The organism is Puniceibacterium sp. IMCC21224 (assembly GCF_001038505.1).
Taxonomy (GTDB): domain Bacteria; phylum Pseudomonadota; class Alphaproteobacteria; order Rhodobacterales; family Rhodobacteraceae; genus Puniceibacterium.
Genome location: NZ_LDPY01000001.1, coordinates 1,218,835 through 1,234,753, shown reverse-complemented (window position 1 = coordinate 1,234,753; position 15,919 = coordinate 1,218,835). Strand labels below are relative to the sequence as shown.

Genomic DNA, 15,919 nt, shown 5'->3' with positions numbered 1-15,919 from the left:
CGACGCCCCCTGCCCTTTGGTCAGCAACCGCGCCAGATGTTCCGCCCGACAGTGATCCAACGCTTTCCGCCTGCGGCAAAACAGTCTACCAAGTGCTGCAAAACGCCGCCACCGGGGCGGCACTTGGGGGACCAGAGATGTCAGACGCCAACGATTCGCTGCGCCAGGCGGCGCTTGCCTATCACGAATTCCCGAAACCCGGGAAGCTGGAAATTCGCGCCACCAAGCCGCTGGCCAATGGCCGCGATCTGGCCCGTGCCTATTCCCCCGGCGTCGCCGAGGCCTGTCTTGAGATCAAGGCCGATCCGGCCAATGCCGCGCGCTATACCGCGCGCGGAAATCTGGTCGCCGTGGTGACCAACGGCACAGCCGTTCTGGGTCTGGGCAACATCGGTGCTCTGGCATCCAAGCCGGTGATGGAGGGCAAGGCCGTCCTGTTCAAGAAGTTCGCGAATATCGACTGTTTTGATATCGAGGTGAACGAACCCGACCCGGTGAAGCTGGCCGACATTGTCTGCGCGCTGGAACCGACCTTTGGCGCCATCAATCTTGAGGATATCAAGGCACCCGACTGCTTCATCGTCGAAAAACTGTGCCGCGAGCGGATGAACATTCCGGTGTTTCATGACGATCAGCATGGCACGGCCATCGTCGTGGGCGCGGCGGCGCGCAATGCACTGTTTGTGGCCGACAAAAGCTTTGAAGAGATCAAAATCGTCTCGACCGGCGGCGGGGCCGCCGGCATTGCCTGCCTGAACATGCTGGTGAAACTAGGCGTGAAGCGCGAAAATATCTGGCTCTGCGACGTGCATGGCCTGGTATATGAAGGTCGCGACGTCGACATGAACCCGCAAAAAACCTGCTTTGCCCAGGCGACGGACAAGCGCACGCTTGACGATGTGATTGACGGCGCGGATCTGTTCCTGGGCCTGTCGGGGCCGAATGTGCTGAAACCCGAAATGGTGGCGCGCATGGCTGCGCGTCCGATCATCTTTGCCCTTGCCAACCCCAACCCTGAAATCATGCCCGATGTCGCTCGTAGCGTCGTGCCGGATGCAATCATCGCCACCGGACGGTCGGATTTTCCCAATCAGGTCAACAACGTGCTGTGTTTTCCCTTTATCTTTCGCGGTGCGCTGGATGTCGGCGCAACCGAGATCAACGACGAGATGGAGATCGCCTGCGTCGAAGGCATCGCCGCCATGGCCCGAGCCACCACCAGCGCCGAAGCGGCAGCAGCCTACAAGGGCGAACAGCTGACCTTTGGCGCCGATTATCTGATCCCGAAACCCTTTGACCCGCGCCTGTCCGGCGTGGTGTCCACCGCTGTGGCCAAGGCTGCGATGGATACCGGCGTCGCCGCCCGCCCGCTTGACGATCTGGTCGCCTACAAAGCCCGCCTCGATGCGTCGGTCTACAAGTCGGCCCTGCTGATGCGGCCGATTTTCCACGCCTCGGCCAGCGCCGAACGCCGCATCGTCTTTGCCGAGGGCGAGGACGAGCGGGTGCTGCGCGCCGCTCAGGCCATATTGGAAGAGACGGTCGAGACGCCGATCCTGATCGGCCGCCCCGATGTGATCGAGATGCGCTGCGAACGTCTGGGGTTGAACATCCGCCCCGGCCGCGACTTTCACATCGTAAACCCCGAGAATGACCCACGGTATCGCGATTACTGGGAAAGCTATCACAGCCTGATGGCGCGGCGCGGCGTGTCGCCGGATCTGGCCCGCGCGATCATGCGCACCAACACCACCGCCATTGGCGCGGTCATGGTGAATATGGGGGACGCGGATTCACTGATCTGCGGCACCTTTGGCGAATACCGCTGGCACCTGAAATATATCGAAGAGGTGCTGGGTGGCCCCAGCCTGCATCCCCAAGGCGCGCTATCCCTGATGATCCTCGAAGACGGACCGCTGTTTATCGCGGATACCCATGTCCGGGCCCTGCCGACGCCAGAGCAGCTTGCTGAGACGGTGATTTCCGCCGCGCGCCATGTCCGCCGCTTTGGTGTCACGCCGAACATCGCGCTGTGCGCGCAGTCGAACTTTGGCAGCCAAACTCAGGGCTCGGGCGCGCGGCTGCGCGATGCCATTGCCATCCTCGACCGGATGCCACGGGATTTCTGCTATGAGGGTGAGATGAATATCGACACCGCCCTCGATCCCGAACTTCGTGCCCGCCTGATGCCAAGCAACCGGATGTCCGGGGCGGCGAATGTGCTGATCTTTGCCCATGCTGACGCCGCCTCGGGGGTGCGCAACATTCTCAAGATGAAGGGCGGCGGGTTGGAAGTCGGTCCGATCCTGATGGGTATGGGCAACAAGGCGCATATTGTGACCCCCGCAATCACCGCGCGGGGCCTTTTGAATATGGCCGCAATCGCGGGCACGCCGGTGTCTGCTTACGGCTAAGGGTGCCGGGTTGCATTGCACCTGAGGAGACCCCGACCAGCCGCAGGCCAGCCGGGGACGCCGCATCAGCGTGCAGTCGGATATCCCAGCGGCACCAGCGCAGCCCGGATTTCGTCCAACGTGGCCGGATCTTCGATGGTCGCGGGTGGCTTGAAGTGGGTGCCATCGGCGATCTGGATCATCGTGCGGCGCAGGATCTTGCCCGAGCGGGTCTTGGGCAGGCGATCCACCACGGTACACAACTTGAACGCCGCCACCGGGCCGATCTGATCGCGCACCAGCTTGACGCATTCGCGCGCGATCTCATCATGTGGGCGGTTCACGCCTTTGGTCAGACAGACAAAGCCCATTGGCAACTGCCCCTTGAGTGCGTCCGCCACGCCGATCACCGCGCATTCGGCAACATCGGGGTGGGCGGCCAGAACCTCTTCCATCCCGCCTGTGGACAGGCGGTGGCCCGCCACGTTGATCACATCGTCAGTGCGGGCCATGATATAAAGATAGCCATCCTCGTCGATCATCCCCGCATCACCAGTCTCGTAATAGCCGGGATAGGTGGCAAGATAGCTTTTGCGGAACCGGTCCTCGGCATTCCACAGCGTCGGAAAGGTGCCGGGCGGCAGCGGCAACGGGGTGACGATAGCCCCCAGCTCTCCCGGTGGCATTTCGTTTCCGTCGGGATCGACGATCCTGAATTCATAGCCCGGCATCGACACAGTGGGCGATCCGATCTTGACCGGCAGCAGTTCGATGCCGACCGGGTTGGCGACGGCGGGGTAGCCCAGTTCAGTCTGCCACCAGTGGTCGATGATCGGTTTATCCAGCATCCCCTGCGCCCAGATGATGGTGTCGGGATCGGCGCGTTCGCCAGCCAGATAGACAGCGCGCAGACACGATAGGTCGTATTTCTTCAGATACTCGCCCTTGGGATCCTCGCGCTTGACCGCGCGAAAGGCGGTTGGCGCGGTGAAAAAGCTGCGCACGTTATGTTCGGAAATCACCCGCCAGAAGGTGCCGGGATCGGGGGTACCGACCGGCTTACCCTCGAACACGATGGTGGTGTTGCCGTGCAGCAACGGCCCGTAGCAGATGTAGGAATGCCCCACGACCCAGCCCACGTCAGAGGCGGCCCAGAACACATCCCCCGGATCGACGTTAAAGACGTTCTTCATCGTCCAGTGCAGCGCCACCATGTGCCCGCCGGTGTGGCGCACCACCCCTTTGGGCGCACCCGTAGTGCCCGAGGTATAGAGGATGTAGGCCGGATGGTTGCCCTCAACCGGGACGCAGTCGGCGGGTGCTGCACCGTCCTGAAAGGCGTGCCAGTCAAAATCGTAGCCGTCGGTCAGTGTGGCAATTTCCTGTTCGCGCTGAAGGATCACGGTAAAATCGGGCTTGTGGCTGGCCTGAGCGATCGCACCGTCGATCAGTGGCTTGTAATGCACCACCCGCCCCGGCTCTAACCCGCACGAGGCGGCAATGATCGCGCGCGGCGTGGCGTCGTCGATACGCACGGCCAATTCGTGTGCGGCAAACCCGCCGAACACGACCGAATGGATCAGGCCCAGACGGGCGCAGGCCAGCATGGCGATCAGCGTCTCGGGCACCATTGGCATGTAGATGATGACCCGGTCGCCTTTGGTCAGGCCACGGTCGCGCAGCGCGCCAGCCAGAGTTGCAACCTTTTCCCGAAGCTCGGCATAGGTCAGTTTTGCCTGTGTCCCGGTGATCGGGCTATCATGGATGATCGCAACCCGGTCGCCATGCCCCGCTGCCACATGACGATCCACCGCGTTCCAGCAGGTGTTTGTCAGCCCGTCCGCGAACCATTCGTACAGGTGATCGCCACGGTCAAACAACGCCTGCGATGGCGGCCTGTCCCAGTCGATGGCGCTGGCGGCCCGCATCCAATAGGTTTCGGGGGCTTCTTTCCAGGATGAATATACCTCGGAATAGGTCATGAGCAGCGTCCTCCCTCTGCGTCCTTGCCGTCTGATCCTGTGTAAGCAGCGGAATACAGCGCGGCAAGCGAGCGATGTGCCGCACTAAGGCCACAACTGCGGCGCCCATTATCGTGGTCAGCAGCGGCCTGCGCCCAACTGATCCGAGACGGCGAATACCGCGCGGATGACCCATGGCACGTGGTAGATGCCGGGAGAACACTCATAGCAAATCCATCAGCGCCGGCCGAACCGTCGGCGGGCTGCGCGCGATCAGTGTCGACTGGACGAACCCTGCCAAAACCGCAAAGGCGGTTCCGGGTGTTTCAGGTCAGAACGACCAGATTCAAGGTTGTCACTCTTCGAGGCGTTCGAGGTTGTGGATGACGATTTCCTTGCGTGAGACGTTCAGCACCCCCTCACTCTGCAGCTTGTCGAGGGATTGCGTGACCCACTGGCGCGTGGCCCCGACCATCGTAGCCACCTGTTCGTAAGTGATGGATCGTTCGATGATAACCCGACCGTTTTCATGCCGCCCGTGGGTGTCAGCCAGAATGACCAGAAGCTGGCGCAGCCGCTCGGAAACCGAACGTGTGCCCAGCATCTGGATCAGCGCGGAATAACACTTGGCCTTGGCGATCAGCCCTTCGATGATCGAAATGGCGACGTCGGGGACTTCGCGCACCAACGTCCGGATCGCGGTGCCCGAGACAAACAGCAGCTCGGTATCCTCGAGCGCATCAGCGGACCAGACATGACGCCCGCGCCCGAACACCTCGGGTCCACCGACGAAATGGCCTCCACTCCAGTACGCCAGCGTGATCTCGCGACCCGAGGGCCCGGCGTAAAAAGTACGGATCCGACCGGATTCGATGATCCAGATGCCAGTGTGTGCGTCGCCCTGAAAGAACAGGCCCTCGCCTTTGTGAATAGCAGTTCTAAGCCCGGTCCGGCGCACCCTGTCCCGGTCGTCTTCGGTCAAAGTGGCAAGGAATCCCGCCCCTTCGTTGATCTCCAGCAGGTACTCAGAAAGATAGATGGCGCTGTTCTGTTCATCGTGTAGGTCTGTCATTCCGTCCTGTCCTGCGCGGCGAGATAGGCCGCTATCGCGTCCAGATCAGCGTCGCTGAGGCTGCTCAGCTGCGCCCGCATCACGTCGATCGAAACACCAAAGCGGCGCCCATCACGCATGTCGCGCATCTGTTTGGCCAGATATGCAGGATGTTGGGAAGCAAGATAAGGGATGTTTATCGCCCCCGAGCCCCTTTCGTCATGACATTCCTCACAACCGGCGGAAAGATAGGCAATATAGCCGGTTTCCATTGCCTCTGCCGTGGTGTCATCGGACAAAATCGGATCAGGCTGGGCCTGGGACGAAAACCAGTCGACCACAAGTGCGATGTCGTCGGGGCCGAGTTCCGTCACCACAGCGACCATCTGACCGCCATCGTTGCGGCGCTGACCGTCAAGAAAGGCGCGGATCTGCGAGGCGATATAGGCCGGCCGCTGACCTGCCAGTCTGGGAAACTTGTCGCGTGGCGAGTCCCCGAACAGTCCATGGCACAGGGCGCAACGCTCATAGGCCGGGGTCTCGTCTGACAGCATATCCGCACCGCCAGGATCAACCGTGGCCAGAGACAGGGCAAAAGCAACCCAGAGGCTACGACCCGGCATCCCGGTCCCTTACAGTGGCGGGCACGTCCAGGGTTTCGCCATTGGCGAAGGTCAGCGTCAGCGTCACCACCGCACCGTTGGGCGTTGACGACGCCATCGGCATCATCAACATGACATGCAGACCCGACGGCGCCAGCCGCGCCTCTCCCCGCGGTGGGATATCCAGTTGTTCGACCGACAACATGGTCGCAATGCCGTCATTCACACGGCTTTCGTGCAGATGCGCCATGCCATAGCCCTGGGCCGAGACCGCGATTAGGCTGCGAACCGCGTCGCCGCTATTGTGCAGGGTCATATAGGCCGCATGTGAGCGCGCGCCCGGCGGGGCCACGGGAATGTAGGCGTCGACGGCACTGATTCCATCGGCATGCGCCAGCGCTGGCAGCACAATCAACAGGGCAGCGAACAGCCTGATCATTGCAACAGCTCCTTGCGGTAGGTGATTTGCAGGCGGGCCAGAAACTCGGCGGTCAGGCCGGGATCGAACGGTGGTTGCAACTTGGCCCTGAGCTGCCCATCGGGACCGATGACCGACACGGACGAGGAATGCTGCACTGTATAATACCCCGACGGATCAGGCGGCATCAGGCGATAAAAGCTGTCAGTTGCCTCGATCAGCGTATCAATCTGGTCGCGGGCGCCGGTCACACCGCGAAAATCGGGGTGAAAAAACTGTGCATAGTCGGTGACAGTCTTGGCGTCGCGCGCCGGGTCAACCGAGACAAAGACCACCTGTGGCACATTGTCGGGCCGCACCCGTAGCGCCGTTTCGGCAATCGCCGCCTCAAGATTACCCAAAGTGAACGGGCAAACGTCCGGACAAGAGTTAAAACCGAACATGATCAGGGTCCACTGATCCGCCAGATCCGCGTCGGAAAATATCTGTCCGGCCTCATCGCTCAGGATAAAGTCGGGAATTGCCACGGGGGCGTCCAGCATGACCCCCTGCACTTGTGCCGCGACGGGCAGTGCGGCAAAGACAAGGACACAGGCAATGGCGGCGCGTCTCATTTGTTTTGCTCCTCAAACGCTTTGCGGCTTTCTGAACGGATGATGGCCAGACATTTCTGGCGCGCTGCGATGTATTCCGGCAGGGACGCCTGTTCAGTTGTGCGCGGGCGTGGCAGGTCGATGCGCAGATCCTCGATGATACGGCCGGGGGCGGCAGACATGATCAGCACGCGGTCGGCCAGAAACACCGCCTCGTCCACATCATGGGTGACAAACACCACCGTCGTGCCGAACTTGGCCCAGATTTCAAGCAGACTTTCCTGCATCATCAGGCGAGTCTGGGCATCCAGCGCGCCAAAAGGTTCGTCCATCAGCAGAACCGAGGGATAATTCGCCAGCGCACGGGCGATCCCGACACGCTGCTGCATCCCGCCCGACAGTTCCGCCGGATAGCGACTGCCGAATTTCTTCAGCCCAACCATACCGAGAAAGGTGTTCGCGATCGAGCCCGCTTCGGTTCGGCTGGCACCCGCCATGCGTGGGCCAAAGGCGACGTTTTCGTAGACCGTCTTCCACGGCAGCAGCGAATATTGCTGAAATACCATACCCCGGTCAGGTCCGGGCTTTTCAACTCTGACGCCATCCACCGAAACGCTGCCGGTGGTGGGTGTCACATAACCCGCGATGGCGTTCAACAACGTGGATTTTCCACACCCCGAGGGGCCAAGGATGCAGACGAATTCGCCGGGCTGAATCCGCAGCGACGTCGACTCGACCGCGTGATAGGTTGAGGCACCGCGCCCAAAGGTGATCGAGGCGTCGGTGATCTGGATCGCCCCCTTGCCAGAGGAATTCACCGGCGCGCCGGGGCGCTGATATTTCAGGACATCAAGCATGTGTTGTCTCCATATTCAGGCTTTGCGGTGCGCGCCTGCGCACGGCCAGAAAAAGCGTTGTGGCAATCAGCAGTCCAAAGCCGACAAAGGCAAAGATCGGGCCAAGCCGTTCCAGCGCCAGCGACGTGGACACGCCAAGACCCATCATCGACAGCCCCACAACCCAAGTGGGCGTGGCGCAGCAGACTACCCAGCTCATCGTGGCGTTGGTCATGGCGACCAGCACGGTTCCGGCGCCGGTTGCGACCGTCGCGCTGCGCCGGGCATTTACGGAACAGCCGCCGTGGCGGGCAAGGCGCAGGCACAGGCTGATCAGCGCGCCAAGGCCAAACAGCACCATCAGGCGCGATGGCAGCACATTCAGGCTCCATTCCGAAATGCCGGTGCCATAGTCATAGTTCATGTAGCCAACCTCGATCAGCCATTCATCTGCGATGATCGGCGGGATATCCGACCAGCTGGGGGTCGACTCAACTATCCACGCGACATTGCCGATCCAGTCATAAAAGGTGACGTAGTTCGGCAGCGCCCCAAAGCGCGCGATCAGCCCAATCAGCATGACAACCTGCGACAACAGCGCAAAGACAAGACCCCAAAGCAGCAGACGGGACCAGTCGCGTCGCACCACTTCGGCGATGACAGACAGAGTCGCAGCCATCACCGGGTCCTCTTTTGCCATTTCAGCAGCGGCTTGGTCATCAGTTTGATCGCCGCTGTCGAGGCCGTGCCCAGAAAACCGATTACCAGCATCCCGACAACGATGTCCTGATAGTTGATCAGGCTGTAAGCGTTCCAGGTAAAGTAACCGATGCCGTATTGGCCCGAGATGATCTCGCCCGCCAGCAGCGAGAACCAGCTGACCCCCATGCCAATCGCCAGCCCCGCCGAAATCGACGGCAGCGCGGCAGGCAGCACCACATGACCAAAGATCGCCAGACGCGATGCACCAAGGGATTGCGCCGCGCGCACCAGCACTTCGGGCGTCTGTTCGACACCGTGCAGGGTGTTCAGTACGATGGGAAACAGGGCCCCCAGAAAGGTGATATAGATGATCGACGCCTCTTCGGTCGGCCACATCAGGATCGCCAGCGGAATCCAGGCGACGGCGGGAATGGGGCGGATCACCTCGATATATGGCATGACGAACGCGCGAACGATCTTGGACCGGCCCATGATCAGCCCCAGCCCGATGCCAAGGGCAGCAGCGATGGAATAGCTGAGCACGATACGCTGCATCGACACGCGGATATGGGTGTAAAATATCTCGGTCTGCAAATGTCCGAGGAACGAGGCAAAGACCTTGCCCGGGCCAGGAACATTTTCGAAATTGACATAGAAATTCAGGTTCGTGGACGACGCCCAGTGCCAGAACAACACGCCCGCCGCCAGCGACAGAAGGCCGAGGCCAAGGGACTGAAGCAATTCGGGGCGCAGCAATTGCCGCAGTCGACCCGGCGTGGCAGCGGGCGCTGGTCCGTCCGGTGGCGCGGACTGAGCGGAGGGGCCGGGAGGGATGATGGCGTCGTCTGGAATACTCTGTGCGGCCTGGCTCATGGTCTTGTCCTTTTCGGGCTCGATGGACGCCCCCTGGAAACGGGGGCGCCGCGTCTTGCTGGATCGGAGGCGCGCGGCCCCAAAAGATCAGCCTTCGGTGGTGAAGTCCGCGATCGCGTCCTCAAAGGTGATCATCGCGCCGCTATGGGCGGTGGCATAGCTCTCGGCCTCCCCCTTGCGCAGGAAGGTGGCATAGCTATCATCCCCGGCCTTGACCCAGAACGCCGTCTTGCCGAACAGCTTGAGTCCGGTTTCGGTGTCATAGACGTAGGTGGCGTTCAGTTTGGCCCCGGTCGAAGTCATTTCGGCCAGTGCGGTCAGAAACGTGGTCATATCCGGATAGTCGGAAATGCCGTCACGGGCGTGCCAGATTTCCATCGGGAGACCGGCGTTGTTTTCCTTGGGATCGACCGTCACGGCCTTTTCGGCTTCGTAATCCACGCCCAGATCGGTATACGCCGCCTTGAGATAATCTTCGGTGATCCAGGCACCAAAATCCAGCGGCGGGATCGCCTTTTCGGCAACCAGAACGCTGTGATCAAACTTCAGCGCGTCGACCCAGGCGGTTTTGATCGTTGGGTCCAACGTCAGATGGCCGCCCTTGGAGAAGTAGAGATACAGCACCTCTTTCTCGACACCGGTCCAGCCCTCCATCTCGGTGACCGCCTGCATCGGGTCAGAGCGGATCCATTCCCCGGCCTGATAAACCGCCTTGATAAAGGCCTCGACCACTTCCGGGTATTCTTCGGCAAAATCCTGACGGACCACGACGCCGTGCAGATAGGGCACACCGGTTTCCGAGCCGTCATAGATCTTGCGGCCCGTGCCGCGGAATTCCATGATTTCGGACCAGGGGCAGAAATCCGAGTGGGCGTCGATCTTGCCCGCTGCGATGTTGGCGGCCCCCACGGCCGGGCTCTGATTCTTGAGCGCATAGTCGGCGGTCGAGATGTTGTTGTCCTGCATCGCCTTGAGCAGCATACCCCACGCAGCCGAGCCAACGGGGGTCGAGACCTCTTTGCCGACTAGCTGGTCGATGGAATAGATATCGCTGTCGACCGGCACCACGATCGAATTGCCCGATCCCTTGAGGTTATAGCCCGTGCCCGCAACATAGAGCGTGCGCAGGCTGTCGGTTTCCTGGAACTTGGCGCCGTTCACGATCAGCGGGTAATCCCCCATTACGCCAAAGTTCAGCTTGTTCGCCATCATCTGGTTGGTGATCGGCCCACCCGAACTGTAGTCGGCCCAGGACACGTCATATTCGGCATCGGCATATTTGCCGTCTGTCGGCAGGTTCTGCTCCAGCAGCCCAAGTTCCTTGACCACGATGCCGGCGGTGTAGGTGTCGGTGCACATCGACTGGTGGCCGATGGCGATTGTAATTGTCTCAGCGGAAACCGTGCTGGCGAGGGTCGCCATGCCAGCGGCTAGAAAGGTGCTGCGTAGGGGGGGAAATGTCATGCGTCGCTCCTGAAGGATTGGGTCGTTTCTATTTTCTTGCCCCAGTATCCGGTGCGATTGCCGAACCTCAAAGCCGCGCAGGCACATTGTGACCGGCCATCCGAGACATGCCCAAAATTTCACCTGATTCCGACGGCATCTGCGCGTTAATCTGGCTTATCCGATCGGATTCCATGGCAAATCAGACCCGAATCACTTCAAAATTTATCTTTATATTTCAATGCTTTAAATCTTAAATCTTAGGCCGCGAAAAGCCCCCCGAACCTTGCGGTTCGAGGAGCCTGGCAGTGTTATGTTTTTAGTCAGATCAGGCGGCGGCCTTGTCGATCCGCGCCAAGGCCCAGCGCACATTCTTGCGTACATCCGGGTCTGCATCGTCTTCGAACGGTGCCAGAAAGGGCCGCGTTTCCTGCACCGCAAGTTCTCCCAGAACCGCGGCGCATTCCTTGCGCAGATTGGGCAGGTTCAGCTCCATCATTGCGCCGATCTGCATCGCCGCCTCGGTCGCACCCAGCTTGCCCAATGAACGGACCGCCTTGAGACGCACTTGCCAGAAATCATCCGACAGCGCCGAACGCAGCGCCTGAATGCAGGTGGAGCTGCCGACTTTTGCCAGCGTCTCGGCCGCGGCTTCGCGCACCAGCCATTCAGGGTCGGTGAGCCCCTCAACCAGCGCCTTTTGTGCGGTGCCCGACCGGGCAAAGCCCAACGCGGCCAGCGCAGCGCGGCGTACTGCGGGGTCGATATCGCCTGCCGCGTCACGTAGCGCAGGCAGCGATGCGTCGTCCTGCAACCACCCGACAACTCCCACCGCCTGCACCCGAACGGTCGCCGAGCCATGCGAAAATGCCGCAATGGCGGGCTCCATCGCCTCGGGGCGGCGCAGTTCCTTGATGCCGGCAAAACAGGACAGCAGCTTGAACTCATCCGGATCGCCCAGATGCGGCAGGATTGCATCGCCTGCCTTGGGGTCCTTAAGCTCGGTCAGGCTGAGGGCTGCGGCCTCGCGGACGGCGGCATCGCTGTCCGACAGGGCAATCACCAGCGCGGCTGCGGTGTCGGGGCCATCAAACGACGTCAGCGCCAGCGCCGCCTGTTTACGCACACCCCCGTCCGGGTCACCGATGGCCCGGGTCAGATAGGGAATGGCCGCAGGATCGGCGCTGTCGGCCAGATCGATCACGGCCATGATCCGTGTCCCCGGCGACGGGTCGTCCAGACCCAGGGCCAGATCCGCGATATCGTCAAATTCTTCGAACAAAGCTGTCATCTGGCCCTCACTTCAGCAAATAGGGAAGGTTGACGGTAACGGCGCCGGTGGGGCAGTCCGCCTCGCAGGGCATGCAGTACCAGCATTCGTCATACTTCATGTAGGCTGTCTTGGTCCCGTCATCGGTCACGGCGATGCGCAGCACGTCCAGCGGACAGACGTCAACGCAGACGGTGCAGCCTTTGTCAGCGATGCACAGATCCTTGTTGACGACGACGGGAACGGTTGTAGCGGTTTGGGCCAGGGGCATGAAATCTCTCCTTATTCTGCTGCGACCGAGGGATCGACGCGCTGGTTGTAATAGGCGTCCTTCTCCTCGTCCGCGATGTCGACGACGTAGGGCTGCACCGCCTTCTTGGCGTGCGCGGGCTGGCCATCGGCCCCCTTGGTTAGGATCGTGTGGCAGAACCAGTTTTCGTCGTCGCGCTCATACTCCACCCGGTTGTGATACAACCCCCAGCGGCTTTCGGTGCGATAGAGCGATGCCGCGGCGGCCATGTCCGCACAGTCCAGAATCGTCGACGCCTCAAGCGAGCGCATGAGTTCATGGGCATCGCGGACATACATCCCCTGCTCCATATCCTCGCGCACCTCGGCAAAGCGTTTCTGCGCCAGCTGCATCTTGGCCGTGACCTTGGGAGGCTGAAGGTAGTCGTTCACCAGACGGCGGGTCTTGTATTCGATCTGGTTGGGGGGGATGCCGTCGTCGCGCTTGGTCGGGGCCATGACGCGGATGCGCTCGGCCTCGACCTCGGCGTGGTCGAATTCGGCAAAATCCATGTCTTTGATATAGTCGGCGGCATCCTCACCAGCAAAGGCACCGTGGGTAAAGGCGCCCAGCATGTAGTTGTGCGGCACGTTCGCCATGTCGCCGGCCGCATAAAGACCCTTGATCGTGGTGCGGGCGTTTTCGTCAACAAAGACACCGCTGGCCGAATGACCCGAGCAAAATCCGATTTCCGAGATATGCATCTCGATCATCGTCTTGCGGTAATCCGTGCCGCGCCCGGCGTGGAAATGCCCGCGCGTAGGCCGTTCTACGATGTGTAGCACGCGCTCGATCTCGGCCACGGTTTCCTCGGCCAGGTGGTTGAGTTTCAGGAACACCGGCCCCTTGCCGCCCTGAAGTTCGTCAAAGAATTCCTGCATCATCTGGCCGGACCAGTAGTCGCATTCTATGAACCGTTCGCCCGCCGCGTTGGCGGTATATCCGCCCAGCGGACCGGCCACATAGGCGCAGGCGGGACCGTTGTAATCCTTGATCAGCGGATTGATCTGATAGCATTCGAGGTTCGCAAGGCCCGCACCGGCGTGATACGCCATTGCATAGCCTTCGCCCGAATTGCTGGCGTTCTCGTAGGTGCCATAAAGGTAGCCGCTGGTCGGCAGGCCCAGACGCCCCGCCGCCCCCAACCCCATGATCACCGCCTTGGCGCGCACCACAAGGAATTCAGCCGTGCGGGTGTTGACGCAGATCGCACCGGCGACGCGGCCTTCGCCAGTCAGCAGGCGGGTTGCCATATAGCGGTTGACGATGTTGATGCGCGCCTTGCGCAACTGGCGGTACAGCGCCTTTTTCACGGTGTCGCCGTTGGGCATCGGCAGGACGTAGGTGCCGATATGGTGCACCTTTTTGACGTCGTATTCGCCGTTCTGATCCTTTTGAAACCGGATGCCAAAGCTGTCGAGTTCCTGGATGATGCCGTAGCATTCCTCGGCATAGCGATAGACCGCGGCCTGATCACAGATGCCGTCATTGGCGATGGTGATTTCCTTGGTGTACTGCTCGGGCGTGGCATAGCCGGGGATGACCGAATTGTTCAGCCCGTCCATCCCCATCGAGATCGCGCCCGAGCGTTTTACATTCGCCTTGTCGAGCAGAACAACATTGGCTTTGGGGTTCTTTTTCTTAGCCTTGAGCGCGGCCATCGGGCCGGCGGTCCCGCCTCCGATCACGAGGATGTCGCAGTCGATCTGCGTCAGTCCGTCCAGTATCTCGTCCATTTTCGGCTTCCTTTAGGTTGCTGGAATCAGCCTGCGCCGCAGCGCGGCATGACCTCTGTCAATTAGTTGTCAAAGCGGTCGACGAGTTCGCGCAGATACTCGAATGGATAGATCGCGCGGTCATGGCCGTCTGAAAAATGGACGTTCACGCCGCCATGCCCAACCTGAACCAGCGCAGTGATCGCTATCCCCGGAAGGACGCGCACCACACCGTGATCCACCCGTTCGCGGATCGAATAGGCGTCACGCGCCTCGCGGCGCAGAATTTCAGCCGAGAGAGTTGATTCCTCACCGCTGTCCCATGTCACGGTCAGGGCGCGGCTGTCGGGGGTTGCGGCCAATGTGTTGATCATTTCAAAGCTTCCTGTGGTCTTGTCTTCGGTTGCCACCAGGATGCCGCTCCGCAGAATCCGACAATAGCAATTTATTGACGGACAGGCGCGCCGCAGCGCAGCACACTCAGCCTCAAACAGGAAAGGACGCTAAAAAGATGACCTATGTCGTGACCGACAACTGCATTGGCTGCAAATACACCGACTGCGTGTCAGTCTGCCCGGTGGACTGCTTTTACGAGGGCGAAAACATGCTGGTGATCGACCCGGATGAATGCATCGACTGTGGTGTGTGCGAACCGGAATGCCCGGCGGATGCCATCCGTGCCGATACCGAGGACGGCATGGAAAAATGGGTCGCCTTCAATGCAAAATATGCCGCCCTCTGGCCCGTGATCGTTGACGCGAAAGAACCGCTGCCCGAAGCGGACGCCCTGGACGGACAGCCTGACAAGCTGGACACGCTCTTTTCTGACAAGCCCGCCGCCGAAGCCGCCTGATAGGACCCACCCGATGAATGTTCAGACCAAACCCGCCACCAAGACCCTGCCAGATGCGCAGACCGTCACCTCGGTTCGTCACTGGACCGACACCCTGTTTTCGTTTCGCGTGACGCGCCCCGCGTCGCTGCGGTTCCGCTCTGGCGAATTCGTGATGATCGGATTGCTCAAGGAGGACGGGAAACCGCTGTTGCGCGCCTATTCCATTGCCTCACCGTCCTGGGATGACGAGTTGGAGTTCTATTCGATCAAGGTGCCGGACGGACCGCTAACGTCACGCCTGCAAAAGATCGTCGCGGGGGACGAAATTGTGCTGCGCCCGAAACCTGTGGGCACGCTGGTGCATGATGCATTGCTGCCGGGAAAACGGCTGTGGCTGGTTTGCACCGGCACAGGTGTTGCGCCCTTTGCCTCGCTTTTGCGCGACCCCGAGACTTGGGAGCGGTACGATCACGTCATTCTTGCCCATACCTGCCGCACCAAAGCCGAGCTGACCTATGGCGCAGAAATCGTCGCGGCCCTGCCCGACGATCCCCTGATCGGCGAATTGGTCGCGGACAAGCTGCACTACTACCCCACCACCACGCGCGAGCCGTCGGCGCACGAAGGCCGGATCAGCGATCACATCCGCTCGGGTCAGGTGTTTGACAGCCTTGGCCTGCCGCACTGGTCGGCCGACACTGACCGCGTGATGGTTTGCGGAAATCTGGCACTGAACAAGGACATAATGGGGCTGTGCGAGGCGGCTGGCCTGCAAGAGGGCGCAAATTCGGCCCCGGCGCAGTTTGTCGTGGAAAAGGCGTTCCTGGATTGACCATATCCGCGCCTGCTGCGTGATCGGCATCTTTCATCCGGCCTCAAGGGTTTGTAGGCTCGTGCCATGATGCGCCAATTTGACCCCCAACAGACCGCTCTTCTTC

16 protein-coding genes are annotated in these 15,919 nt (G+C 60.9%); 3 read left to right on the top strand and 13 right to left on the bottom strand.

The annotated features are described in order from the left end of the window. Window positions 1-137 precede the first annotated feature (137 nt). Window positions 138-2,414: an NADP-dependent malic enzyme gene (locus tag IMCC21224_RS05655; RefSeq protein WP_047996896.1), complete on the top strand. Its 2,277-nt coding sequence runs from the start codon at window positions 138-140 to the stop codon at window positions 2,412-2,414. A gap of 65 nt (window positions 2,415-2,479) precedes the next feature. On the opposite strand, the gene IMCC21224_RS05650 is transcribed toward IMCC21224_RS05655, so the two are convergent. From IMCC21224_RS05650 to IMCC21224_RS05590, 13 genes are all read right to left on the bottom strand, one after another. Beyond that, window positions 2,480-4,375: a propionyl-CoA synthetase gene (locus tag IMCC21224_RS05650; RefSeq protein ID WP_047994521.1), complete on the bottom strand. Its 1,896-nt coding sequence runs from the start codon at window positions 4,373-4,375 to the stop codon at window positions 2,480-2,482. Between the two features lie 334 nt (window positions 4,376-4,709). After that, a complete protein-coding gene (locus tag IMCC21224_RS05645) occupies window positions 4,710-5,426 on the bottom strand; it encodes a Crp/Fnr family transcriptional regulator (RefSeq protein ID WP_047994520.1) in 717 nt (238 codons plus the stop codon). Beyond that, the gene (locus IMCC21224_RS05640) at window positions 5,423-6,028 is read right to left on the bottom strand and encodes a c-type cytochrome (protein ID WP_047994519.1); all 606 of its coding nucleotides are present in this window, start codon (window positions 6,026-6,028) and stop codon (window positions 5,423-5,425) included. The genes IMCC21224_RS05645 and IMCC21224_RS05640 overlap by 4 nt, the downstream gene beginning before the upstream one ends. Next, a complete protein-coding gene (locus IMCC21224_RS05635) occupies window positions 6,015-6,446 on the bottom strand; it encodes a copper chaperone PCu(A)C (protein ID WP_047994518.1) in 432 nt (143 codons plus the stop codon). The genes IMCC21224_RS05640 and IMCC21224_RS05635 overlap by 14 nt, the downstream gene beginning before the upstream one ends. Then, complete coding sequence (locus IMCC21224_RS05630; RefSeq protein WP_047994517.1) at window positions 6,443-7,039, bottom strand: SCO family protein; 597 nt, start codon at window positions 7,037-7,039, stop codon at window positions 6,443-6,445. Before IMCC21224_RS05630 ends, IMCC21224_RS05635 begins: the two co-directional genes overlap by 4 nt. Next, window positions 7,036-7,875, bottom strand: a complete 840-nt coding sequence (locus IMCC21224_RS05625) for an ABC transporter ATP-binding protein (protein WP_047994516.1) — start codon at window positions 7,873-7,875, stop codon at window positions 7,036-7,038. The genes IMCC21224_RS05630 and IMCC21224_RS05625 overlap by 4 nt, the downstream gene beginning before the upstream one ends. Continuing rightward, on the bottom strand, window positions 7,868-8,533 hold the full coding sequence (locus tag IMCC21224_RS05620) for a hypothetical protein (RefSeq protein WP_047994515.1): 666 nt from the start codon (window positions 8,531-8,533) through the stop codon (window positions 7,868-7,870). The genes IMCC21224_RS05625 and IMCC21224_RS05620 overlap by 8 nt, the downstream gene beginning before the upstream one ends. Beyond that, complete coding sequence (locus IMCC21224_RS05615) at window positions 8,533-9,429, bottom strand: ABC transporter permease (protein ID WP_082135140.1); 897 nt, start codon at window positions 9,427-9,429, stop codon at window positions 8,533-8,535. The genes IMCC21224_RS05620 and IMCC21224_RS05615 overlap by 1 nt, the downstream gene beginning before the upstream one ends. Before the next feature lie 87 nt (window positions 9,430-9,516). Further along, complete coding sequence (locus IMCC21224_RS05610; protein ID WP_197089168.1) at window positions 9,517-10,893, bottom strand: ABC transporter substrate-binding protein; 1,377 nt, start codon at window positions 10,891-10,893, stop codon at window positions 9,517-9,519. A 307-nt stretch (window positions 10,894-11,200) separates the two neighbouring features. Next, the gene (locus tag IMCC21224_RS05605; RefSeq protein WP_047994514.1) at window positions 11,201-12,163 is read right to left on the bottom strand and encodes a HEAT repeat domain-containing protein; all 963 of its coding nucleotides are present in this window, start codon (window positions 12,161-12,163) and stop codon (window positions 11,201-11,203) included. Between the two features lie 7 nt (window positions 12,164-12,170). Next, entirely contained in the window at window positions 12,171-12,413 is a 243-nt protein-coding gene (locus IMCC21224_RS05600) for a ferredoxin family protein (RefSeq protein WP_047994513.1), read from the bottom strand. Between the two features lie 11 nt (window positions 12,414-12,424). Further along, a complete protein-coding gene (locus IMCC21224_RS05595; protein ID WP_047994512.1) occupies window positions 12,425-14,167 on the bottom strand; it encodes a fumarate reductase/succinate dehydrogenase flavoprotein subunit in 1,743 nt (580 codons plus the stop codon). Between the two features lie 62 nt (window positions 14,168-14,229). Continuing rightward, window positions 14,230-14,520 carry a DUF971 domain-containing protein gene (locus IMCC21224_RS05590; RefSeq protein ID WP_047994511.1) on the bottom strand — a complete coding sequence of 97 codons (291 nt, stop codon included), beginning with the start codon at window positions 14,518-14,520 and terminating at the stop codon, window positions 14,230-14,232. Between the two features lie 137 nt (window positions 14,521-14,657). Here IMCC21224_RS05590 and fdxA point away from each other — a divergent pair, with 137 nt between their 5' ends. Beyond that, the gene (gene fdxA / locus IMCC21224_RS05585) at window positions 14,658-14,999 is read left to right on the top strand and encodes a ferredoxin FdxA (RefSeq protein ID WP_047994510.1); all 342 of its coding nucleotides are present in this window, start codon (window positions 14,658-14,660) and stop codon (window positions 14,997-14,999) included. A 13-nt stretch (window positions 15,000-15,012) separates the two neighbouring features. Next, complete coding sequence (locus IMCC21224_RS05580) at window positions 15,013-15,813, top strand: ferredoxin--NADP reductase (RefSeq protein WP_047994509.1); 801 nt, start codon at window positions 15,013-15,015, stop codon at window positions 15,811-15,813. The last annotated feature ends 106 nt before the right edge of the window (window positions 15,814-15,919 follow it).